This is a genomic window from Bacillus sp. BS1807G30, assembly GCF_040047675.1.
GTDB lineage: Bacteria > Bacillota > Bacilli > Bacillales > Bacillaceae > Bacillus > Bacillus altitudinis.
This window is the reverse complement of sequence record NZ_CP157353.1, coordinates 3030204-3052506: the sequence shown is the minus strand read 5'-3', so window position 1 is coordinate 3052506 and position 22303 is coordinate 3030204. Positions and strand designations below refer to the sequence as shown.

Genomic DNA, 22303 nt, shown 5'->3' with positions numbered 1-22303 from the left:
GTGGGGCTTGCTGTCATGCCAGCTATCAGTCTATTGGTCGCAGTCTATAACACTAGTCAATATGTGGAGCAGTGTCTTCAATCGATTGCAGACCAAAGCTTTTCAGATATAGAGGTCATCCTCATTAACGATGGATCTACCGATCACAGTGGAGACATCCTTGAAGCGTTTGCTGCGCGTGATGAGCGATTTCGGGTGATTCACCAAATCAATCAAGGGCTGGGAGCGGTGAGGAACAGGGGCATAGAAGAAGCAACAGGAACGTATCTTGCCTTTGTTGATTCAGATGATGTTCTTGCTTCTCAATACTGTGAGGCTTTATATCAAGAAGCCGAAAACACCGGTGCCGATCTTGTTGTCAGTGAATATTGGATTCAGTTTGAACAGTCAAAACGGATCATACCGACGACGCTGTTAGCTCAGCAGGAAGCCGATAAGACAAGTTTAATAGAATCGTTATTACATGGTGAGATCACGGGATTCTCGTGGAATAAGCTGTATCGGCGGGCGTTTATCGAAAAGCATCATATCCGTTTTCCGTTGAGAGGTGAGCTTGAGAATATTGAAGATCAATATGTCACACTGCGCTGTTTTTCTTTATCACGTGTCATTGCCTTTGTTCATGAGCCGCTTTATTATTACCGGGTTCATTTGTCATCCATTGTCCAGCGATATCAAAAGCAGTATTTTCAGCATGGACTGGCATTTTATGATGCGCAACGTTTGTTTTTAAAAGAGCATGATGAGCTGACACCATATGAGAAGGCTTTATATTTTTTTATCGTGAATCATACGCTGCATTGTATGCTCAATGAATGGAAGAGCCAAAATTCCCTTTCCTTTCAAAAAAAGCTTGGTCATATGCGTGAAATGGTGACACATGAAGCTTTTCGGAAGGCTGTGAAACAAGTGGAACCATCGAAACTGACTGTGCGCAAGCGAATGATCTTATTCCTTGCTAGGCTGCAGTGGGTGTATCCGCTCTCTGCCGCAGCTTCAAGCTATCAAAAATGGATTGAATATCAAACGAGAAAATCGGGGTGATGAGTGTGACATTGCAGCAATTAAAAGCACATGCCGCAGAGTGGCTGCTCTTAAAGGTCAAGTATCCACTTCAATATAGGTTGAGCCGCCAAAGACTGCCAGAGCTGCGTCATCAGAAGAAAATCATTCTCACGCTGCTGCCGGCACATGACAACTTAGGTGATCATGCGATTGCCTATGCCAGCTGCTGTTTTTTACAAAAGCACTTTCCAGACTATCAAATCATAGAAGTAGACATGCAGGAGATGTATCGTCTAGCACGTCCACTGAAGCACGCGCGGCACCCAGAGGACATCGTCTGTATTATCGGCGGGGGCAACATGGGCGATTTATATCGATATGAAGAATGGACAAGACAATTTATCATGAACGTCTTTAAGTCCTATCCCGTCATTCAGCTGCCCGCTACTGCTCATTTTACAGAAACAAAGAGAGGGAAAAGAGAAGAACGCCGCGCTATTCAAGCATATCAGCAACACCCGAGGCTTCTTCTGATGGCAAGAGATCAAACCACCTATCAATGGATGAAGAAGCATTTTCCTAATAAAGAGGTGTGGAAACAGCCTGATATGGTCCTGACATTAGACGAAACATCAAAGAGTCAAACCCGTAAAGGTGTGCTGCTTTGTCTGCGTGAGGATAAGGAGGCATATCTCACGAAAGAGAAACGAGAACAACTGCAGGAGCATATCAAAGAAACGTATGATCAAGTTGGTTTTATCACAACGACCATTGGTAAGCGAGTGAATCGAACGACTCGTTTAGAGGAATTATCCACGTTATGGACGCAGTTGAGACAGGCACAAGTCGTCGTGACAGATCGACTGCATGGCATGATCTTTTGTGCGATCACACATACACCGTGTGTTGTCATCAGGTCATTTGATCATAAAGTCATGGAAGGATATGAATGGGTAGCGCACTTGCCGTTTATGACCCTGTTGAAGGAACCAACGGAGGAAGCGGTGAAAAAGGCCGTTCATCAGCATATGAAAACAAGCGGACAAAAGGGAGAGGAAGCTGGATGAAGGCCCTTAAACACTGCGTGAAATCACCATGAACCGTGCGTTTCTTTACAATGTCAGTGCAAATGTGATGACGTTTATCTTGATGATGCTGATGTCTGTTTGTTTAACGCCTTACATTGTTCATACACTTGGAGTGGAAGCTTTTGGTCTGATTCATCTGACGCAAAATATGATCAACTATTTATCGGTCATTACGGCTTCATTAAGTGCTGTGGTGGTGCGTTTTTTTTCTGTTGCGGCTCATAAAGGAGAGATGGAACAAGCGCAGCGCTATCTCGCTTCCTATTTTGTCAGTTCTCTTTTTTTATCCATCTGTCTTTTTTTACTTTGTCTATTCATGTCTCAGCAGCTGGTTGATTGGCTCCATGTGCCTGCTCATCTTGCAAAAGATACACAGATCGCCTTTGTGTTAGGGGGTCTTTTATTTATGCTCAATTTCGTCATGTCTGGTATTGGGGCGGCACCGTTTTATGCGAACAAATTATATGTATCGAGTGTTGGACAGGCCATTCAGATGTTTGGCAGGGCGCTTGTGATTGTGCTGTTATTTACCGTGACGACACCAGCTATTTGGCATATTCCGCTTGCAGCCGTTATGGGGAGTCTCGCCGCTTTGGGAATGGGTCTCTATTATTTTAAGAAACTCATTCCTTGGTTTTCGTTTAAGTGGCGGTACGTTTCTTTATCTTCAAGTCTCACGCTGGTTCGATCAGGGGTGTGGCATTCATTTGAGCAAATGGGCATTTTGTTGTTTTTACAAATCGATTTATTGATGACCAACTTACTGATTGGGGCAGAAGCGACTGGACAGTATGCCGCCATTTTACAATTTCCATTATTATTGCGCACCCTTGCAGGGACACTTGCGATTGTGTTTGCGCCAACGATCACAAAATTATATTCAAACCAAGACGAGCAGGGGCTCATTCAATACGCCGCCAATGCCATGAAATGGAGTGGTTTATTTGTGGCATTCCCCGCAGCTCTGTTAGGAGGTCTTGCCGGTCCACTCATGCTGTTATGGCTTGGACCAGCCTTTGAGGAACTGAAATGGCTGCTGATGATTCATGCGGCTTATTTGTGTTTCACGTTGATGTTTTTACCGCTGACCTATGTACCGACTGCCTTTAACCGATTTAAAGTGCCGGCGGTTGTGACACTCATATTAGGCGGTTCCAATGTCCTCTTAGCCTATGGACTGACTCACCTACTTCAGCTTGGGTTATACGGCATTGCATCAGCAGGGGCCGTTGTTTTATTGATGAAAAATATCGTTTTTCTCCCATTGTATACAGCCAAGATCACGAAACAGAAAAGCACCATTTTTTACAAACATACAGTCATTCCGCTGTTTGGGGCTCTATTCATATGGGGGATCTGTGCCGGCATTCAGGCTGTGTATGATGTGACGAGATGGTGGGAGCTATTTTGTATTGGCGGAATATGTTTCGTTCTCTACTTAGGCTATTTGTATCAATTTGCAGGAACAAAACAAGAGCGGATACAGCTCATGCGCAAGGTGAAACAAGCTGCTATTGAACGGGCTGTCTCCCGCTAGTGTGGAAAGGAGAAGCAGTGATGAAAAGAATAATAGATGTGGTCGTGGCTTTGACCCTGCTCATCGCAGGCAGCCCCCTTTTCCTTCTCATCTATGGACTCATTAGGTGGAAAATCGGAGCTCCTGTGGTGTTTCGACAAGAGCGGCCTGGTCTATACGGACAGCCGTTTATGCTTTATAAATTTCGGACGATGACCGAGGAACGCGATGAACATGGCGTACTGCTTCCAGACCATCTTCGATTAACAAAAACCGGCACCTTTATTCGCAAGCTCAGTCTTGATGAATTGCCGCAGCTTGTCAATGTACTCAAAGGGGAAATCAGTCTCGTTGGACCAAGACCGCTTTTAATGGAGTATTTACAAATGTACACAGAGGAGCAAGCGAAGCGTCATCTTGTGAAGCCTGGTATCACTGGATGGGCCCAGGTGAATGGGAGAAATACTCTCTCTTGGGAGGAGAAATTCACCTATGACCTCTGGTATGTAGAGCATCAATCGTTTTGGCTCGATATGAAAATCTTATGGATGACCTTGTTGAAAGTCATCAAAACAGAAGGGGTGCAGCAGCCAAATCATGCAACAGCTGAAAAATTCAAAGGAACCGATACGTAAAGAGCAGTCCATTGGCTTAATAGGGGCTGGCGGACACAGCAAGGTCATTCAGGAGTTGATTTTTTTGCATCCTGATTACTCATTGTGTGCTGTATTAGACGATCGATTTGAGGAAGCTGACACTCAAACCGGTATTCTGTATGGTCCGGTTTCTATGAGTCAAAAGGTAAGATGTGAAATACCTGATATGCAATGGCTGATTGCCATTGGGCAAAATGAAATCAGACAGAGGATCAAAGAACGTCTCGCATTTGAAGAGAGGGCATTTGCCACACTGATTCATCCAGAGGCAGTTGTGAGCTCGTCAACGAAGATTGGCCGGGGAACGGTTGTGATGGCAAGGGCTGTTGTGCAAGCAGATGCAGTAATTGGTGAGCATGCCATTATCAACACCGGTTCTATCGTGGAGCATGATTGCTTTCTCGAATCCTTTACGCACCTATCCCCGGGAGCCGTGCTCACCGGCTGTGTCTCTGTGCGAGAGGGTGCTCATATTGGAGCTGGGGCTGCTGTCATACCTGGCAGAACCATTGGAAGCTGGGCAGTGATCGGCGCAGGAGCGGCAGTGACCCGAGATATACATGATCAGAAAGTCGCCGTAGGCGTTCCTGCAATTGAGATCAAAGATCGAAGAGAAGGTGGGAAATCATGAGAGACAGGAAACGAATCTACTTATCTCCTCCTCATATGAGTGGAAAAGAACAGATGAAAATAGAGGAGGCATTTAAGAGCAATTGGATTGCACCATTAGGACCGCTTGTAAATGAATTTGAGCAAGTGGTCGCGGATTATGCAGGGGTGAAGAGAGGAGCGGCATTATCTTCAGGAACAGCAGCCATTCACCTTGCCTTAAAACTCCTTGGCGTTCAAAAGGGAGATATGGTCTTTTGTTCCACTCTCACATTTGTTGCCAGTGCAAATCCTATTTTATATGAACAAGCGACGCCTGTTTTTATTGATTCAGAAAAAGAGACTTGGAATATGTGTCCGCTGGCGTTAGAGAAAGCCTTTGCTGAAACAAAACGACTTGGGAAAAGACCCCGTGCAGTTATTGTCGTTCATTTATACGGACAAAGTGCGAAAATGGATGAAATCATAGCAGTGTGTGAGGCATATGATGTGCCAATCATTGAAGATGCGGCTGAATCGTTAGGCAGTATATATAAAGGAAGAAAAAGCGGTTCAATGGGCAGGTTCGGTGTTTACTCTTTTAACGGAAATAAAATCATTACAACATCAGGAGGCGGAATGCTTGTCAGTGATGATGAAGCAGCGATCGACCGATGCCGATTTCTCGCGTCACAGGCAAGAGAACATGCCCTACACTATGAACATCAAGAGGGGGGATATAACTATCGGATGAGCAACCTGCTCGCAGGTGTAGGAATTGCACAAATGGAAGTGTTAGAGGAGCGTGTTCAGCAAAAACGCCGCATTTTCGAGCGTTATCAAGATGCTTTAGCCGATATTGAAGCCCTTCAATTTATGCCAGAATATCAAGAAACCACATCAAACCGCTGGCTGACCACATTCACCATTGATCATCATGCACAGATGTCTCCAGTAGAGATGATAGATGCTTTAGAACAAAAGCAGATCGAAGCAAGGCGTGTATGGAAGCCGCTGCACCAGCAGCCGCTCTTTCATGGTTATCCTTTTTATACAACAGCCGATGAAGTCCCTGCATCTGAGTTGTTATTTGAGACAGGTCTTTGCCTGCCATCTGGTACAAGCATGACAGACGCGGAACAGGAGCTTGTCATTGATACACTGTACAACGCCCTGCAAAAGAAAGCATTACCCTCCTCATAGGCTGCTCGTTCATCAGCAGCCTGCCTCTCTTTTTAACAAATCCCTTAATTTGTGGAATAATAAGGAATATATATTGTCATTTCGTTTCAAATATGATATTGACAACAGAGTCCTTCCTCCTTAAAATGAAAATGATTATCAGCATCAATTAGGAGGAGCAACTTATGTCTATTTGGAGTAATTTTCCGAAAATTAAAATAAATACAATATTACCTATCCTACTGATCTTCTTACTAGTAGGCTGTTCTCAAGCAAATAATGGAGCAGGTGGAGACAAGGATCATCCTGATATGATCACCATGGCATGGCCAAGAGATATTGGCGAAATGAATCCACACATATACAATCCATCACAATTGTTTGCCCAATCCATGATTTACGAACCATTGGTGAGCTATCAAAAAAATGGAAAGCTTAAACCTGAATTAGCAAAATCATGGGATGTTTCCAAGGATGGCAAGGTGTATACGTTCCATCTTAGAGACAATGTCACGTTCTCAGATGGATCTAAATTTAATGCGAACATTGTGAAAAAGAATTTTGATACGATTTTAAAAAACAAAGAAGTACATAGCTGGTTAGGTGTCATAAAGAAAATCAAAAAGACAGAAGCAGTGGACAAACAAACGTTTAAACTCACATTAACTGAGCCTTATTATCCAACTGTTCAAGAGTTAGCTGTTGTGCGCCCCGTTCGTTTCCTAGGCGAAGCAGGTTTTCCGAAAAACGGAGATACATCAAAAGGAATCGAAAAACCAGTGGGTACAGGTCCTTGGGTATTAAAGACGTACAAAAAAGATGATTACGCGATTTTTGAACGAAATGACCACTACTGGGGAGAGAAACCAAAGGTCAAAGAAATCAAAGTGAAGGTCATTCCAGATGCCGAAACAAGAGTGATGGCATTTGAAAAAGGCGATGTAGATCTACTTTACGGAGAAGGAACGATTAGCCTTGATGCTTTTAAACAACTAGAGGCGAGCGGCAAGTATGAAACGAAGATGTCAGAGCCTGTAGCCACAAGACAGCTTGTCATGAACACAAAAGTCGATCAGCTGTCAGATCAGAAAGTGCGTCACGCCCTTCAGTATGCGATCAATAAAACATCATTGGTGGAAGGTGTGACCTCTGGCTTAGAGGATGTAGCAGATCACATCTTGCCGACAAACATGCCATATACGTCAGGCATCCGGGTGAAATCTTTCCAATATGATGTGGACAAAGCGAAGGCTTTACTGGATGAAGCGGGCTGGACGCTTCCAAAAGGAAAAACCATACGCGAAAAAGACGGAAAAACGCTTGAGTTTAGTATGATGTATGACTCAGCAGAATCGATTCAAAAAACAATGGCTGAAACACTGCAGGCAGAATGGGCAGCCATTGGCGTTGGCGTCAAACTTGAAGGTGTCGAGCTGGCGACGCAGGTTCAGCGGTTTAAAGCGAACAAATTTGATATGAACTTCTTTAGCAATTACGGAGCACCGTATGATCCGCATACATTTATGAACGTTGTCTCATCAGATGGTTTTGGATTCAAAGAGGCGATCTCAGCGTATCCGAATAAAGATAAGCTGATCAAAGAAATGACGGAGATTCCATCGACAACAAATGAAAACAAACGCAAAGCACTTTATTCGTCCGTCTTATCTTCCTTGCAAGATCAAGGGGCGATTGTGCCAATCTCTTATTTTAAAAAGACAGCTGTTTATCAAAAAGATGTGAAAGACTTTGATTTCCCTGCGAATCGAGATGAACATCCTTTCACAGGCATCAAGCTGAAGTAACAGAAGGAAGGTAAGCAAATGAGCCGCTATATCATCAAACGAATGTTATCTATCATTCCTGTATTTCTACTAGCCACACTGTTCACAACTGGTATGATTCATCTGTCACCAGTTGATCCAGCGGAGGCATATTTAGCAGCGGCTCATATTCAGCCTACTGATGAGGTATTAGCCCAAAAACGAAGTGAATTTGGTTTAGATGAACCTTTTTACATGCAGTACCTTCATACGATTGAAAAAGTCGTCCGTCTTGATTTTGGGCGGTCGTATATGACCAATCAGCCTGTGCTTGATGAGGTGATCTATCGAATACCTGCGACGATTCAATTGGCGTTCACTAGTCTGCTGATCGCAATTTGTGTCAGTATTCCACTGGGTTTTTTCAGCGGGGTGAGAAAAAATGGCGTTGTAGATCATGTGAGCCGGTTGATTTCCTTCCTAGGAGCATCTATCCCGACCTTTGTTTTGGGGTATTTGCTCATCTTCTTTTTTTCAGTGAAACTCGATCTTTTACCTGTTGAAGGTGTTGGTACATGGGAACATCTTGTACTGCCATCCATTACACTGGCTGTGCCGTTAATTGCGATGTATACGAGATTATTGCGAGCGAGTGTGAGTGAGACGCTTCACGAGCCTTTTGTTCAATATGCGAGAATGAGAGGGTTAAAGGAACAATCGATTATGTTCAAACATGTCTTCAGAATGGCGATATCACCGATGCTGACAGGACTTGGCGTGAATCTTGGCAAGCTGCTCACAGGGACCATTATTGTAGAGGCTGTTTTTTCATGGCCTGGATTTGGACGATTTTTTATTGAAGCGATCTTTAACCGAGATCTGCCGGTCATTCAATTTTATGTGTTGATGGCGGCGTGTATCTTTATCTTAAGCAGCTTGATGGTTGATCTCCTTCAGCTGCTCATTGACCCCCGTATTTCTAGAAAGGAAGGCCGCCAGCCATGATGACAAAAGTAAAACATCTTTTCTATCATCAAAAGATGATCTCGATCTGTGTGGTGCTGCTCGGTCTCCTGCTCATTGTGACGATATGTGCACCATGGATCGCTCCGCATGACCCAGCGGCTGTCAATCTTGCAATGAAGCTAAAGGGCTCTTCATGGGAGTATCCTCTAGGCACCGACCAATTGGGAAGATGCAATTTATCTCGTATTCTATATGGTGCTCGTATTTCACTAGGCTGTGCGTTGTTAATCTTTGTTTCCTCTCTATCTATCGGTTTAATCGTAGGGCTGATTTCTGGATATAAAGGCGGCTGGATCGATCACGTATTGATGAGATTGTGCGACGGGGTCATGGCATTTCCAAATTTGGTACTGATCCTCGGATTAGTCGGTATTTTTGGACCAGGGCTTTCTCAAGTTGTGCTGGCTTTGATGCTTGTGCAGTGGGTGTATTACGCCCGCGTCTTTCGAGGGATGGTCCTTAATTTAAAAGAACAAAACTTTATTGCAGCTGCGAAGATTAGCGGTACTTCCCATTGGAATATCATGAGAAAGCATATGATTCCGAATGTACTGCCGCCACTTGCGGTTGTGGGCACACTTGAAATGGGCTGGGCGATTATGGACATTTCAGCCATGTCTTTTCTAGGCTTAGGGGTTCAGCCCCCTACGCCTGAATGGGGAGCGATGATCCATGAAGGAAAATCTTATATTCAAACAAATCCTCAGCTGATGCTTTATCCGGGCCTTGTGATTATGGCTGTGGTCATTCTATTCAACTTACTGGGAGAAGCCCTTTCAGAGAAATATGGCATCAAACGTCGTGTGTAAAGGAATGAGTCAGTTGGAAGAGTCTATTTTAAATATAGAGAACCTGCATGTGCATACGAAAACGCCGCAAGGAACCATTTCTCTCGTTCAGGAAATAGCATTTGAGGTAAAGCGCGGTCAAATTGTTGGATTAATTGGTGAGAGTGGATGCGGAAAAACGGTGACAAGTATGTCGATCTTAAACATGCTTGATCGAAAAACAACGGAAGTGACTGGCAGTATCACTCTACAAGGTCGAGAATTGATCGGTTTGAGTGAACAGCATATGCGGTCTATTCGTGGCAAAGATCTCTCATATATTATGCAAAATCCGATGAATAGCTTTACGCCTGTATGGACAATTGGACATCAATTGATTGAAACAATCCGCCGGCATACATCTGTCAGTAAAAGGAAGGCTCGGGTCCAGGCAATTGAAGCCTTAGAGAAAATGAACCTGCCGCATCCAGATCAATTACTGAGTAAGTACCCTTTTGAATTAAGCGGGGGGATGCTCCAGCGTGTCATGATTGCTATGGCTGCCTGTATGCATCCGCCTCTGATCATCGCAGATGAACCGACAACCGCATTAGATGTACACAATCAGAAGCTGGTGCTTGAGCACTTGAATCAAATTCGTCATGAATACGGAACGGCGATTTTGCTCATTACCCACGATCTTAGTGTGATTGCGGAAATGGCAGACCAGGTCGTGGTGATGAAACAAGGAAAAATCGTTGAAAAGGCTGAAGTTCTTGAGCTTTTTGAACACCCGAAGCATGATTATACAAAGAAACTTTTAGCAGCTCGTCCATCCATTCCAGCTGTTTGCCCGATTTGAGGTGAGAAGACCGTTGCATTTAATAGAATTGAAAGCAGTTAGTCATTCATATGGCAGCCGATCGTTTCTGATGAGGACAAAAGGGAGAGCCCCTGTCCTGAAAAACGTCCATTTGACTATTGAAGAAGGCACTTGTTTTGGATTATTAGGTCAAAGTGGTGCAGGGAAAAGTACACTCGGCCGCATCATCCTTGGACTAGAGAAGCCAAGTAGCGGACAAGTCCTGTTTGAAGGTCAGGATATCATTCGTGCAGATCAGCGGACACATCAGCATTTCCGCCGGCATGTACAAGCGGTATTTCAAGATTCATATTCAGCAGTGAATCCAAGATGGACAGTGGAACAAATTCTATCTGAGCCGCTTGAAAACTATGAACCAATGACCCGAAAAAAACGTCAGCATATACTGATTCACTGGTTAGAAAGAGTGGGGCTCAGTGAGCAGGATTTGTCCAAGTACCCATACCAATTTAGCGGCGGCCAGCTACAGCGGATCAACATCGCCAGAGCACTGGTGCTTCAGCCAAAGCTCATTGTGCTGGATGAATCAGTCAGTAGCTTAGATATGGTTACGCAGGCAGTCATTTTAGATTTGTTAGTCGAATTAAAGAAAGAGCTGAAGCTTGCATACTTATTTATTACACATGATTTGACAGCGGCCTATCATTTAAGTGATCAATTAGCGATTCTTGATCAGGGTGAGCTTGTGGCTCAGTTTCAATCGAAGGATGATTTCTTTATATCAGAGCACGAAGCTGTGCTGAAAATGAAGGAGGCAACGCTCGCCAGCCACCCTTTGTCTCGAACGATTGGCAGGCCGGTTCGTTAACTTTTTCATTCCCTCAATGCCTCTTTTAAGAGAGGCTATTTTTCATGAAAGGCAGGTGGCATCGTGAACCATCGAGCATATTTAGCTTTGGCGATCCCTTTAACCATTTCAACGATGACCACGCCATTACTTGGAGCTGTCGATACAGCAGTTGTCGGACAGCTTGCCAATCCCGCTTATATAGGGGGCGTCGCAGTCGGCAGTCTCATTTTTAGTACATTGTACTGGCTGTTTGGTTTTCTGCGGGTAAGTACATCTGCTTTTGCCGCACAAGCAAACGGAGCGCAGAACGAGGAGCAGGGTGTTCTTGCTTTTCTAAGGCCTTTTTTGCTGGCTATTATTGTCGGGCTTTGTTTTATTGCTCTTCAATGGCCCATTATTCAATCCGCATTATGGATCATCTCTCCTGCTGCTGATGTGCGCGAATATGCAGCGGACTATTTTCATATTCGGATCTGGGGAGCGCCATTTACCTTGATGAATTACGTCATACTCGGCTGGCTGATGGGGATGGCAAAAATGAAAGAAGCCCTTTCTTTACAAATTTTGATCAATGTCATGAATATGATCTTGGCATTGATCTTAGTTCATGCGTTTTCTTTTGCCGTCAAAGGTGTGGCAGCGGCGACATTGATCTCTGAACTCACTGCTTTTGTGTTAGGGGTCTGGATCATCTTGAAGCATACGTCAAACGGTTTTCGGATGCCGTCTATCCGGCAGGTGACGGACACACGTGCAGTAAAGAAAATGTTTCATGTGAATAAAGACTTGTTTATCCGAACGATCTGTCTGCTTGTCGTGATCAACATGTTTACAGCGAAGGGAGCGTCTTTCGGAACGGAGCAATTGGCGGCGAATGCCATTTTATTTCAAATTCACTACATCATGGCCTATTTGTTCGATGGATTTGCCAATGCATCCAGTATTCTTGTCGGCAGATCAGTAGGGGCGAACGACCGAGCGCTTTATGATAAAACATTAACCCTTTCGAGACAGTGGGCAGTTGTGATGGCATGTGTCATTGCGGCAGCTTACTTTTTCTTTAAAGTACCGATTTTGAGCCTGTTTACAAATTTGCCTCAGCTTCTTGATGTGACACTGCAATATGCCGATTGGCTCGTTCTTTATCCGTTTGCTGCTTGTTTTGGCTTGGTGATTTATGGTGTATTCACAGGTGCGACAGAAATTGCTCCTGTCAGGAATTCAATGCTGTTTGCGATGATTTTGTTTGTGGCTGTTCAAGCGGCAGTCATTCCGATATGGCACAATCACGGACTATGGTTTGCCTTTATCATTTATACTGTAGGGCGGTCCGGCTTTTTGATGATGTACAAATCGAAGCTGGATCAAAAGCTTTTCCTACATGATAAACACCCTTTGCAATCGTGACAAAGGGTGCTGTTTTTCGTCCATTTATTCGCTTTCTTTTTTCACCTTTTGGTACGCTTCATCGAGATGCTGAATTCGCTTCAAGACAACAGCATTTTTCGTCAATTGGTCCTGCACAAGTGTAGAAACCACTGAACGATAATAAGCGTTCATGGCATGAATCTTGTCTTCATGTTGATTCATGGCAATGTGCTGTTTTAAGTTATCAATAAAGTATGGAACGGAAAAAAGTTCAGACATGGACATCACTCCTATTTCGTATATACGGTCCGTCAATCTTCATGTAAAATGATGAGAGGGAGGGGAGACAATGAGCCTTAAACTGCAACAAGAACTAGTATTAAAGCAGGTACTCACACAAGAACTCAGGCAGGCGATTACGCTGCTGCAACTGAATTGTGCAGAGCTGGGTGAGTATCTTGATCAGTTAGCGCTTGAGAACCCTCTGATTGAGCGGAAAGACACGGACAGCTATCAACCAGTTTATCATAAAAGAACGCAAGATCGAATGACAGAGCCGTATCGTACGCATCAAAAAGAAAGCCTGCAAATGTATTTAAAGAGACAGGCCATTGATTTGAATTTAAGTGAAAAGAATCAAAGGATTTTTCACTTCATGATTGAGTCCATTGATTCCAATGGCTATTTAAATGAACCGGTTGACCAAATGGCCGCTGTTTTACAGGCTTCGGCAGAAGAAGTAGAAGCTGTTCTTCATCAGCTTCAATCATTAGAGCCTGCCGGTATTGGCGCTAGATCATTGCAAGAATGTATCCTGCTCCAGCTTAGACGAAAAAAGGATCGCTGGTATGAAGCAGAGCTGATCATCGAAGGGCATTTCTTTCTTTTCGCAAGGAAGGCTTGGAAGGAAATCGCGGCAAAAACAGGTATACCTTTGAAAACCCTGCAGGCCATACAAGATGAGGTGTCGCTTCTCGAACCAAGACCAGGCCTTCATTTCTCTTATGAAGACCAGGATGTGTATATAGAACCAGATGTGTTGATTACAGCTACGGGAGGTCACATCACATTCGAGCTGAACCAGCGTGCTTTTCCGGACATTGAAATGAATGAAGGGTATTTCGCCATGATTCAAGATCAAAAGCGGCATGAAGCATACACGTATTTAAAGGAAAAGCAGCAGCAGTATAATTGGCTTGTTCAAGCGCTGAAGCAGAGAAAACAAACGATGACAAATGTCGTTCGTGAGATTATCTTACAACAGACTGATTTTTTCCTGACAGGGAAGCATAAAATGAAACCGCTTACGATGAAGCGGATTGCAGATATATTACAAGTGCATGAGTCGACAGTGAGCCGAACAGTCAAAGGAAAAATGGTGCAGACCCCTTATGGGTTAATGGAAATGAAACAGTTTTTTCAAGCGAAACTAGAAGGGCATTCGCTAGAAGAAGCATCCAGCTACACAGTGAAGACGCACATTGCAGAGCTGATTCAATCAGAAAATAAGAAAAAACCGTATTCGGATCAGCAAATCATGACGCAACTTCAGCTAACCTTTGGTATCCGTGTCTCTCGCAGGACTATTGCCAAATATCGTGAGCAAATGAACCTTCCGTCTTCCACGCTGCGGAAACGCTATGATTAAAAAGAAGCACATGCCAGAAACAATGGCACGTGCTTCTTTTTTGATGAGTGGAAGAGCGATCGAAGATTTCTTGAGAATTGAGAAAAGGGGAGAAGTGTGATCTGAATTTTGGGGTAAAGTATAAGATAGGGCATGAGTTGATAGGAAGACAACAGTGATGAGGTGAGACCAATTGAAATATAAACAAATTAAAACGAAAAAAATATATGAAGAAATTGCGGACGCATTAGTCGAATCCATTCGAACGGGGGAGCTACTTCCGGGGGAAAAATTAGACTCGGTTCAAGCACTTTCTGAAAACTTTCAAGTCAGCCGTTCCGCTGTGAGAGAGGCGCTGTCCGCTCTGAAAGCGATCGGATTAATAGAGATGAAGCAAGGAGAAGGCACATATGTGAAGCAGTTCGATCCTGAGCAGCTCACATTTTGTTTATCTCCTGCTTTTTTGATGAAGCAGCAGGATATCGCGCAGCTTCTTGAAGTGAGATCAATCATTGAATCAGGTGCTGTCAAAAAGGCAGCATTGCTGCGGACAGACGATGACCTCCATCGACTGCGTGATGCACTTGAACAAATGAAGCGTGCAGAAGCGCATAAAGAAATTGGAGAGGAGGCAGACCTCACATTTCATCTTGCCATCGCCAAAGCCTCAAAGAATCATTTACTAGAGGCTTTAATGAATCAGGTCTCAACCTTGTTAATGGAAACGATGCGAGAAACAAGAAAAGTCGTGTTATTCTCAAGAAAAGCGTCCATACGTCAGCTTTACAAGGACCATGAACGAATTTATCAAGCTATCATGGACAAACAGCCAGAAGAAGCAGAGCGGGCGATGCTCACACATTTGGAAAAAGTAGAACAACTTCTTGGTGATGTGCTGCAAGAACAGGAAGGAAAGCCAGATATACAATAAGCTGTGCCGCATAAGGGCACAGCTCAGCGTGTAGACAAACCCTCGCATTCTTTGTCAGTCCTGCGCGCTGGTACTCACGAATGTCAAATTCGCTCCGTGCCAGTGCTCGTCATTCCTAGACTGCAAAGGTTTTCTATCACGCTGAAAAGAAGACAAAGGGCTAAAATAAAGGTCATTTTAGCCCTTTGTCAACAATCTAAGCTGTGCCGCATAAGGGCACAGCTCTATTATTGAAGAGAAATATGCAATTTTTTCATTCGATATTGCAGACTTTGCCTGCTCATGCCCAATATCTTTGCAGTCTGTGAAATATTGTCGTCCATTTTATTTAAGTAATGGACGATGTATTGTTTTTCAAATCGTTCCATTTGGGTTTGGAAATCAGTCGTATGTTCTGAGCTCGTGTAGACGAAGGTATCAGCTGCAGCTGTAGGCTGCACCGGACTCATCTGCATGTGTTCACTAGGATGACCTTCTCCTTGCTTGAATCGGAAATGGTAAGGAAGGTGATGCAAGCTTAAGTATGTTTCGTCCATCATCATATTCATTCCAGCCTCAATCACATGCTCCAGCTCTCTTACATTACCTGGCCAATGATAAGTTTGGAACAGGGCAAGTACCTCTTCATCAGCCGCCTTCACATTCATTTGAAACAGTTCATTATATTTTTGAATAAAATGCATGACAAATGTCGGGATGTCTTCTTTTCGCTCAGAGAGCGGCGGGATAAACAAGGTGACAATGCCAAGCCGGTAAAATAAATCCTTTCGCATCCGTCCACCTGCGATCGCATCCACAGGGTCCTCATTCATATTAGCAATCACTCTCACATCAATGGCGATTTCTTTTGTACTGCCTAACCTTCTCACACGTTTCTCCTGCAAGACGCGCAATAGTTTTGCTTGAAGAGCCGGGTGTAATGAGTTGATCTCATCTAAAAGCAGTGTACCACCTTGTGCTTGTTCGAATAGACCGGGCTGATCTGTTGCCCCTGTAAAAGCCCCTTTTTGTGTTCCAAAAAGCAGACTTTCAATCAGGTTATCAGGCAGCGCTGCACAATTCTGCGTAATAAATGGTCCAGATGAACGGCTACTGCCATTATGAATGCTTTGTGCAAATAGCTCTTTCCCCGTCCCTGTCTCACCAACAATCAGCACATAAGAAGAGGTACGTGTGGCTCGTTTCGCATGTTCAATTACTTCTAAAAAGGCAGGACTTTCCCCAATGATTGAATCAAATGTAAAGCGTGTGTTTCCTTTTTTCTTCATATTGTGGTGAATGAGCCGTTCCAGTTTCGTGACATCATTCGAAATTTCAACTGCCCCTTGAATCAAACCGTCTCGAACGAGCGGGTATGTATGGTTAATCGTTGTGATTTCTTTTCCATTGTAGTTGTGATACGTCTGCTTTGCATGAACCGTTTGTTTCCCGGTTCGCAGCGCTTGGACAAGTGTACTGTGCATCTCGTCCTGAAACACAAAGAGGTCTAATACATTTTTATAAAGGACATCAGAACGTTTTAAAGATTCGATCTCCATCATTTTTTTATTATAAACAATGGTATTGCCATTTTCGTCAATGGCGTGAACCCCAACATCAATTAAATCGAGCATTTGTTTATATAGATCAATCTCATTTTCAAGCTTTGCGGTATGCTGATCTTTTTTCACTTGCGCCACCTCCAGACATTACCTCTATTTTACATGAAAAATTTTGCGGTTTCCTCTAAAAAAATTTGCATATGCAAAATATTTTTGCGTTAAAGGTGCGAACAATCCTAGGCACAGAGCGATCACTAAGTTGGCATGATCCTTGCATAACATAAGAGTGAAGATGAACCCCATAAAAAGAGGCAAGCTTACAGAAGGAGGAATACACGATGACACAGACAAAAGCATTGATTCATCAAACAGAACAATACGGTGCGGCGAACTATCATCCGTTGCCAATTGTGATTTCAGAGGCTGAGGGAGTGTGGGTGACTGATCCTGAGGGCAACCGCTACATGGATATGCTCAGTGCATATTCTGCAGTGAACCAAGGACATCGCCATCCCCGCATTATAGAAGCGCTTAAAACACAAGCTGACCGTGTGACACTCACATCAAGGGCCTTCCATAATGATCAGCTTGGTCCTTGGTATGAGAAGATTTGCAAATTAACGAATAAAGAGATGGCATTGCCGATGAATACAGGAGCAGAGGCTGTGGAAACGGCTATAAAGGCAGCGAGACGATGGGGCTATGATGTCAGGGGTATCGAAGAGAATCGGGCAGAAATCATTGCATGTACCGGGAATTTTCATGGTCGTACAATGACGGCTGTGTCACTTTCTTCGGAAGCAGAATATCAAAGAGGTTTCGGTCCGATGCTTCCGGGCATAAAGCTCATCCCTTATGGAGATATTGAGGCGTTACGCGAAGCGATCACTCCGCAAACAGCAGCTTTTCTCTTTGAACCGATTCAAGGGGAAGCGGGCATTGTCATGCCGCCCGAGGGCTTTATAAAAGAGGCAAAAGCGATCTGTGAGAAGGAACATGTGTTATTGATCGCAGATGAAATTCAAGTGGGATTAGCGCGGACTGGCAAGATGTTTGCATGCGACTGGGAAGGCATTGAGCCGGATATGCTGATTCTTGGTAAAGCACTTGGCGGCGGGGTATTCCCGATCTCATGTGTTGTAGCAAATCGTGATATTTTAGGTGTGTTTAACCCAGGATCTCACGGGTCTACCTTTGGCGGGAATCCTCTTGCGTGCGCAGTATCGCTAGCTGCACTAGATGTTTTAATCGACGAGAAGCTTGCCGAGCGCTCATTGGAGCTTGGGGAATATTTCAAAGACAAACTGTCACGCATTCAAAGTCCTGTCATTAAGGAAGTACGCGGGCGTGGACTATTTATTGGAATGGAACTGACTGAGGCAGCTAGACCCTATTGCGAGAAGCTCAAGCAAGCCGGGCTGTTATGCAAAGAAACCCATGAGACAGTAATTCGATTTGCACCGCCGCTCACCATTTCAAAAGAAGACTTGGATTGGGCAATCGCTCATATCGAAGCGTTATTTCAAGCATAAATGATCAAGGGAGAAGCCTTCAAATTCTCCCTTTCTCTTTCAATGAACGGCGAATTTTGTCAAAGGTTGATGAATAGAAGAGTGAAAGTGGGGAAGCGGATTTGAAGCCAGAACAGCATAATGAACTAGAGCGTTCCATGAAAAGTAGACATCTCTTTATGATTGCCTTAGGTGGGGTCATTGGAACAGGCCTTTTCCTTGGGTCAGGACTCATTATTCATCAGGCAGGCCCAGGGGGAGCCATTCTTTCGTTTATCATTGGCGGATTGCTCATGTATTTGGTGATGCTCTGTCTTGGTGAATTAGCTGTGGCGATGCCGACAGCTGGTTCTTTTCAGGAGTATGCCACGAAGTATATTGGTCCATCCACGGGCTTTATGATCGGCTGGCTCTATTGGTTTAGCTGGGCGTGTACGATTGGACTTGAGTTTACATCAGCAGGTATTCTACTCCAAAGGTGGTTCCCAGATATCCCTGTTTGGCTTTGGTGTCTTGCCTTTAGCGTCATCTTATTTTCCATCAATGCCATCTCGGCACGCAGCTTCGCTGAAACAGAGTTTTGGTTTTCGGCCATCAAGGTGGCTGCAATCTTATTGTTTATTATCATTGGAATTGGCGCAATTTTCGGAATGATTCACTTGAAAGGTGGGGAACCTGCCCCTCTATTTCGTCATTTGACGGATCATGGCGGCCTTTTTCCTAATGGTCTTTTTGCGATTTTATTAACCATGGTCACAGTCAATTTCTCCTTTCAAGGAACAGAGCTTGTAGGGATTGCAGCAGGGGAGAGTGAAAATCCAGAAAAAACACTCCCACGCTCTATTCGGAATATTATTTGGCGGACGATGGTCTTTTTTGTTTTATCGATTGCGATTCTTGCAGCGCTTCTGCCATGGCAGACCGCCGGCGCGGTGGATAGTCCGTTTGTTGTGGTGTTGGACAAGGTCGGCATACCATACGCTGCAGATATCATGAATTTTATTATCATTACAGCCGTCTTATCTGTAGCGAACTCTGGATTATATGCATCATCACGTATGCTTTGGGCGCTTTCAAAAGACGGGAAAGGACCTGTTTTCACGAAAAAATTATCCAAACGTAAAATCCCGATCAATGCCTTATTGGTAACAATGGGTGTATCTGCTCTATCACTGCTCACGAGTGTTGTAGCAGCAAAAACGGTATATGTCTGGCTCATCTCCATTTCGGGTATGGTGCTTGTCGTGGTTTGGATGTCGATTTGTTTATCCCAATACTTCTTTAGGAGGCAATTCATAAAAGAGGGCGGAGATGTAAAGGATCTTGTCTTCCGAACGCCTTTTTATCCATTTGTGCCATTAGCAGGCTTTATCGCATTTGGCATTGTTCTTATCAGTTTATTCTTTATTGAGGATCAGCGGATTGGTCTTTATTGCGGAGTTCCATTTATGGCCGCCTGCTACATCATTTACTACCTCAAGATTAAACCGAAGGAAGATGCGAAACGGTTTAATGAAGAGAAAGAAACGATACCGAAAACATAAGCAGGCGGCTTTTGACCGCCTGCACCTTTTCAAAGACAAATGCATTCAATATAGAAGAAAATAAATAGTTTGAAAAAAATAAAATAGCGGAAAGCTAGATGACAAGCAGGTTATCGGTCAAAATGTGTCTATTTTTTGTCTAAATGTGTTTGTAAGAGTTGAAAATGCAAGATTATCCTGTTAAAATAATTAAAGAAAGCAGGGATTGATTTTTTTTGGCTGTGGCGGGACGTTTTTTGTCACAGTGGGACGTTTTTAGTCCAACGTGAAAAGAAAGGGTCGTTAGCCATGAATCGTTTATTGGAAGCTCAAAAAAAATTATTACCAGATCTTCTCACAGTTATGCAAAAGCGCTACGACATTTTGCAGTACATCAGATTAGCTGAACCAATTGGTCGCAGAAGTCTTGCGACAAGTCTTGGTCTGAGTGAACGTATTTTAAGAGCTGAAGTTCAGTTCTTAAAGGAACAAAATCTGCTGGATGTCAAAACGAGCGGTATGATGCTGACGACTGAAGGTCATGCTTTGCTTGAAATGCTTGAAGGAATGATGAAGGACGTTTTAGGTTTAACCTTTTTGGAAAATACATTAAAGAGGAAATTAGGCCTGGAAGAAGTCATCATCGTTTCTGGTGACAGCGATGAATCCCCGTGGGTGAAGCAAGAAATGGGAAGAGCTGCTGTTCAATGTATGAAAAAAAGGTTTACTGGAAATAATATCGTCGCCGTCACTGGCGGAACGACGATGGAAGCTGTTGCCGAAATGATGACCCCTGATGCCAAAAACAGAGACATGATGTTTGTCCCTGCGAGAGGCGGTCTTGGGGAGAATGTAAAAAATCAGGCAAACACCATTTGTGCCCACATGGCTGAAAAAGCTTCCGGTACTTACAAACTGCTGTTTGTTCCAGGACAGCTGTCAGAAGGTGCTTACTCTTCCATTATTGAAGAGCCGTCCGTCAAAGAAGTGCTTCAAACGATTAAATCATCCACGATGCTCATTCATGGAATCGGTGAAGCAAAAACAATGGCGATGAGACGAAACACACCCGCTGAAGATTTAAAAAAGATTGATGAGCATGACGCAGTGACAGAGGCTTTTGGCTATTACTTTAATCGTGATGGCGAGGTCGTCCACAAAGTGCACTCCGTCGGCATGCAGCTAGATGATTTAGAAAGCATTCCACACATCATTGCTGTTGCTGGTGGATCATCAAAGGCAGGGGCCATTGAAGCTTATTTCAAAAAACCCCGCCGAACGGTTCTCGTCACAGACGAAGGAGCCGCAAAAGAGTTATTAAGGGAGTCAATCGATCCCTCAATATAAAACATTGTGACCTATAAAAGGAGGAAACATCATGGCAGTAAAAGTCGGTATTAACGGATTTGGACGTATTGGACGTAACGTATTTCGTGCAGCATTAAACAATCCTGAAGTTGAGGTAGTAGCGGTTAACGATCTAACAGACGCTAACATGCTTGCACACCTTTTACAATATGACTCTGTTCACGGAAAACTAGATGCAGAGGTTTCTGTAGACGGTACGAACTTAGTAGTGAACGGTAAAACAATCGAAGTATCAGCTGAACGTGACCCTGCGAAATTAAGCTGGGGTAAACAAGGCGTAGAAATCGTTGTTGAATCTACTGGATTCTTCACTAAACGTGCAGACGCTGCTAAACACTTAGAAGCTGGCGCTAAAAAAGTCATCATCTCTGCTCCTGCTAACGAAGAAGATATCACAATCGTTATGGGTGTAAACGAAGACAAATACGATGCAGCTAGCCACGATGTCATCTCTAATGCATCTTGTACAACAAACTGCTTAGCTCCATTTGCAAAAGTACTTAACGATAAATTTGGTATCAAACGCGGTATGATGACAACTGTTCACTCATACACAAATGACCAACAAATTCTTGATCTTCCGCACAAAGACTACCGTCGTGCTCGTGCAGCTGCGGAAAACATCATCCCAACTTCTACAGGTGCTGCGAAAGCTGTTTCACTTGTATTGCCTGAACTTAAAGGTAAATTAAACGGTGGCGCTATGCGTGTTCCAACACCTAACGTTTCTTTAGTTGATCTTGTTGCTGAATTAAATCAAGATGTGACAGCTGAAGACGTAAATGCAGCACTTAAAGAAGCAGCTGAAGGAGAACTTAAAGGAATCCTTGGCTACAGCGAAGAGCCATTAGTATCTGGTGACTACAATGGTAATGCAAACTCTTCAACAATCGATGCTCTTTCTACAATGGTAATGGAAGGCAGCATGGTGAAAGTCATTTCTTGGTACGATAACGAGAGTGGATATTCTCACCGCGTTGTTGACCTTGCAGCTTACATTGCAAAACAAGGTCTTTAATTTCTCACACTGAAGGAACTCACTTGGTTCTTTCCTAGAGACACGATATAATGAAGACGGACAAGGGAAGGGGAAGCATCCCTTTCCCTTTTTCTCTGTATTTATCCGTTCTGCACGATTTCTCGTTTTGATGAGGGCAAAATGGGAAAAGG

At 43.8% G+C, this 22303-nt stretch carries 20 protein-coding genes; 18 read left to right on the top strand and 2 right to left on the bottom strand.

Going from position 1 to position 22303, the window contains the following annotated elements:
- Positions 1–15 precede the first annotated feature (15 nt).
- The 12 genes from ABG082_RS15835 (at position 16) to ABG082_RS15780 (ending at position 12671) form a co-directional block, all read left to right on the top strand.
- Positions 16–1044 carry a glycosyltransferase gene (locus ABG082_RS15835; protein ID WP_348936254.1) on the top strand — a complete coding sequence of 343 codons (1029 nt, stop codon included), beginning with the start codon at positions 16–18 and terminating at the stop codon, positions 1042–1044.
- A complete protein-coding gene (locus tag ABG082_RS15830; RefSeq protein WP_348936253.1) occupies positions 1044–2072 on the top strand; it encodes a polysaccharide pyruvyl transferase family protein in 1029 nt (342 codons plus the stop codon). The genes ABG082_RS15835 and ABG082_RS15830 overlap by 1 nt, the downstream gene beginning before the upstream one ends.
- Positions 2073–2100: 28 nt before the next feature.
- The gene (locus ABG082_RS15825) at positions 2101–3630 is read left to right on the top strand and encodes an MATE family efflux transporter (RefSeq protein ID WP_348936252.1); all 1530 of its coding nucleotides are present in this window, start codon (positions 2101–2103) and stop codon (positions 3628–3630) included.
- Between the two features lie 20 nt (positions 3631–3650).
- Positions 3651–4244 (top strand): sugar transferase, encoded by a 594-nt coding sequence (locus tag ABG082_RS15820; protein WP_050826619.1) that lies wholly within the window; start codon positions 3651–3653, stop codon positions 4242–4244.
- Positions 4207–4896, top strand: coding sequence for an acetyltransferase (locus tag ABG082_RS15815; protein ID WP_017368086.1), 690 nt, complete (start codon positions 4207–4209; stop codon positions 4894–4896). The genes ABG082_RS15820 and ABG082_RS15815 overlap by 38 nt, the downstream gene beginning before the upstream one ends.
- Complete coding sequence (locus ABG082_RS15810; RefSeq protein ID WP_348936251.1) at positions 4893–6056, top strand: DegT/DnrJ/EryC1/StrS family aminotransferase; 1164 nt, start codon at positions 4893–4895, stop codon at positions 6054–6056. The genes ABG082_RS15815 and ABG082_RS15810 overlap by 4 nt, the downstream gene beginning before the upstream one ends.
- A 164-nt stretch (positions 6057–6220) precedes the next feature.
- Positions 6221–7840: a nickel ABC transporter substrate-binding protein gene (gene nikA, locus ABG082_RS15805; protein WP_008347738.1), complete on the top strand. Its 1620-nt coding sequence runs from the start codon at positions 6221–6223 to the stop codon at positions 7838–7840.
- Positions 7841–7858: 18 nt separating this feature from the next.
- A complete protein-coding gene (gene nikB / locus ABG082_RS15800; protein WP_206114056.1) occupies positions 7859–8803 on the top strand; it encodes a nickel ABC transporter permease subunit NikB in 945 nt (314 codons plus the stop codon).
- On the top strand, positions 8800–9633 hold the full coding sequence (gene nikC, locus ABG082_RS15795) for a nickel ABC transporter permease subunit NikC (protein WP_348936250.1): 834 nt from the start codon (positions 8800–8802) through the stop codon (positions 9631–9633). Before nikB ends, nikC begins: the two co-directional genes overlap by 4 nt.
- Before the next feature lie 4 nt (positions 9634–9637).
- Positions 9638–10453: a nickel import ATP-binding protein NikD gene (gene nikD, locus ABG082_RS15790; protein WP_197025605.1), complete on the top strand. Its 816-nt coding sequence runs from the start codon at positions 9638–9640 to the stop codon at positions 10451–10453.
- Positions 10454–10466: 13 nt separating this feature from the next.
- Positions 10467–11282 carry an ATP-binding cassette domain-containing protein gene (locus ABG082_RS15785; RefSeq protein WP_129547824.1) on the top strand — a complete coding sequence of 272 codons (816 nt, stop codon included), beginning with the start codon at positions 10467–10469 and terminating at the stop codon, positions 11280–11282.
- A gap of 63 nt (positions 11283–11345) precedes the next feature.
- Positions 11346–12671 carry an MATE family efflux transporter gene (locus ABG082_RS15780; RefSeq protein ID WP_348936249.1) on the top strand — a complete coding sequence of 442 codons (1326 nt, stop codon included), beginning with the start codon at positions 11346–11348 and terminating at the stop codon, positions 12669–12671.
- 24 nt (positions 12672–12695) lie between these two features.
- Here the strand turns inward: ABG082_RS15780 and yvfG are convergent, their stop codons facing one another.
- The gene (yvfG, locus tag ABG082_RS15775; protein ID WP_017359206.1) at positions 12696–12911 is read right to left on the bottom strand and encodes a protein YvfG; all 216 of its coding nucleotides are present in this window, start codon (positions 12909–12911) and stop codon (positions 12696–12698) included.
- 70 nt (positions 12912–12981) lie between these two features.
- Between yvfG and rpoN the strand changes: the two genes are divergently transcribed.
- Together rpoN and ABG082_RS15765 are read left to right on the top strand one after the other, a co-directional pair.
- On the top strand, positions 12982–14280 hold the full coding sequence (gene rpoN / locus ABG082_RS15770) for an RNA polymerase factor sigma-54 (RefSeq protein WP_348936248.1): 1299 nt from the start codon (positions 12982–12984) through the stop codon (positions 14278–14280).
- Between the two features lie 172 nt (positions 14281–14452).
- Positions 14453–15190: a FadR/GntR family transcriptional regulator gene (locus ABG082_RS15765; protein WP_057079070.1), complete on the top strand. Its 738-nt coding sequence runs from the start codon at positions 14453–14455 to the stop codon at positions 15188–15190.
- Positions 15191–15417: 227 nt separating this feature from the next.
- Here ABG082_RS15765 and ABG082_RS15760 read toward each other — a convergent pair whose 3' ends face one another.
- Positions 15418–16860 carry a sigma 54-interacting transcriptional regulator gene (locus tag ABG082_RS15760; RefSeq protein ID WP_017368078.1) on the bottom strand — a complete coding sequence of 481 codons (1443 nt, stop codon included), beginning with the start codon at positions 16858–16860 and terminating at the stop codon, positions 15418–15420.
- A 209-nt stretch (positions 16861–17069) separates the two neighbouring features.
- Here ABG082_RS15760 and ABG082_RS15755 point away from each other — a divergent pair, with 209 nt between their 5' ends.
- The 4 genes from ABG082_RS15755 to gap all read left to right on the top strand — a co-directional run bounded on the left by ABG082_RS15755 (position 17070) and on the right by gap (position 22151).
- Positions 17070–18263: an ornithine--oxo-acid transaminase gene (locus ABG082_RS15755; protein WP_348936247.1), complete on the top strand. Its 1194-nt coding sequence runs from the start codon at positions 17070–17072 to the stop codon at positions 18261–18263.
- Between the two features lie 101 nt (positions 18264–18364).
- Positions 18365–19786 carry an amino acid permease gene (locus ABG082_RS15750; RefSeq protein ID WP_348936246.1) on the top strand — a complete coding sequence of 474 codons (1422 nt, stop codon included), beginning with the start codon at positions 18365–18367 and terminating at the stop codon, positions 19784–19786.
- Between the two features lie 288 nt (positions 19787–20074).
- On the top strand, positions 20075–21112 hold the full coding sequence (locus ABG082_RS15745; RefSeq protein WP_008347711.1) for a sugar-binding transcriptional regulator: 1038 nt from the start codon (positions 20075–20077) through the stop codon (positions 21110–21112).
- Between the two features lie 31 nt (positions 21113–21143).
- Positions 21144–22151, top strand: coding sequence for a type I glyceraldehyde-3-phosphate dehydrogenase (gene gap / locus ABG082_RS15740; protein ID WP_007500174.1), 1008 nt, complete (start codon positions 21144–21146; stop codon positions 22149–22151).
- Positions 22152–22303 lie beyond the last annotated feature (152 nt).

Bases quoted from the DNA above. Each gene is read 5' to 3' on its own strand.
- ABG082_RS15835 (WP_348936254.1), top strand. From the start codon at position 16: ATGCCAGCTATCAGTCTATTGGTCGCAGTCTATAACACTAGTCAATAT.
- ABG082_RS15830 (WP_348936253.1), top strand. From the start codon at position 1,044: ATGAGTGTGACATTGCAGCAATTAAAAGCACATGCCGCAGAGTGGCTG.
- ABG082_RS15825 (WP_348936252.1), top strand. From the start codon at position 2,101: ATGAACCGTGCGTTTCTTTACAATGTCAGTGCAAATGTGATGACGTTT.
- ABG082_RS15820 (WP_050826619.1), top strand. From the start codon at position 3,651: ATGAAAAGAATAATAGATGTGGTCGTGGCTTTGACCCTGCTCATCGCA.
- ABG082_RS15815 (WP_017368086.1), top strand. From the start codon at position 4,207: ATGCAACAGCTGAAAAATTCAAAGGAACCGATACGTAAAGAGCAGTCC.
- ABG082_RS15810 (WP_348936251.1), top strand. From the start codon at position 4,893: ATGAGAGACAGGAAACGAATCTACTTATCTCCTCCTCATATGAGTGGA.
- nikA (WP_008347738.1), top strand. From the start codon at position 6,221: ATGTCTATTTGGAGTAATTTTCCGAAAATTAAAATAAATACAATATTA.
- nikB (WP_206114056.1), top strand. From the start codon at position 7,859: ATGAGCCGCTATATCATCAAACGAATGTTATCTATCATTCCTGTATTT.
- nikC (WP_348936250.1), top strand. From the start codon at position 8,800: ATGATGACAAAAGTAAAACATCTTTTCTATCATCAAAAGATGATCTCG.
- nikD (WP_197025605.1), top strand. From the start codon at position 9,638: ATGAGTCAGTTGGAAGAGTCTATTTTAAATATAGAGAACCTGCATGTG.
- yvfG (WP_017359206.1), bottom strand. From the start codon at position 12,911: ATGTCTGAACTTTTTTCCGTTCCATACTTTATTGATAACTTAAAACAG.
- rpoN (WP_348936248.1), top strand. From the start codon at position 12,982: ATGAGCCTTAAACTGCAACAAGAACTAGTATTAAAGCAGGTACTCACA.
- ABG082_RS15755 (WP_348936247.1), top strand. From the start codon at position 17,070: ATGACACAGACAAAAGCATTGATTCATCAAACAGAACAATACGGTGCG.
- ABG082_RS15745 (WP_008347711.1), top strand. From the start codon at position 20,075: ATGAATCGTTTATTGGAAGCTCAAAAAAAATTATTACCAGATCTTCTC.
- gap (WP_007500174.1), top strand. From the start codon at position 21,144: ATGGCAGTAAAAGTCGGTATTAACGGATTTGGACGTATTGGACGTAAC.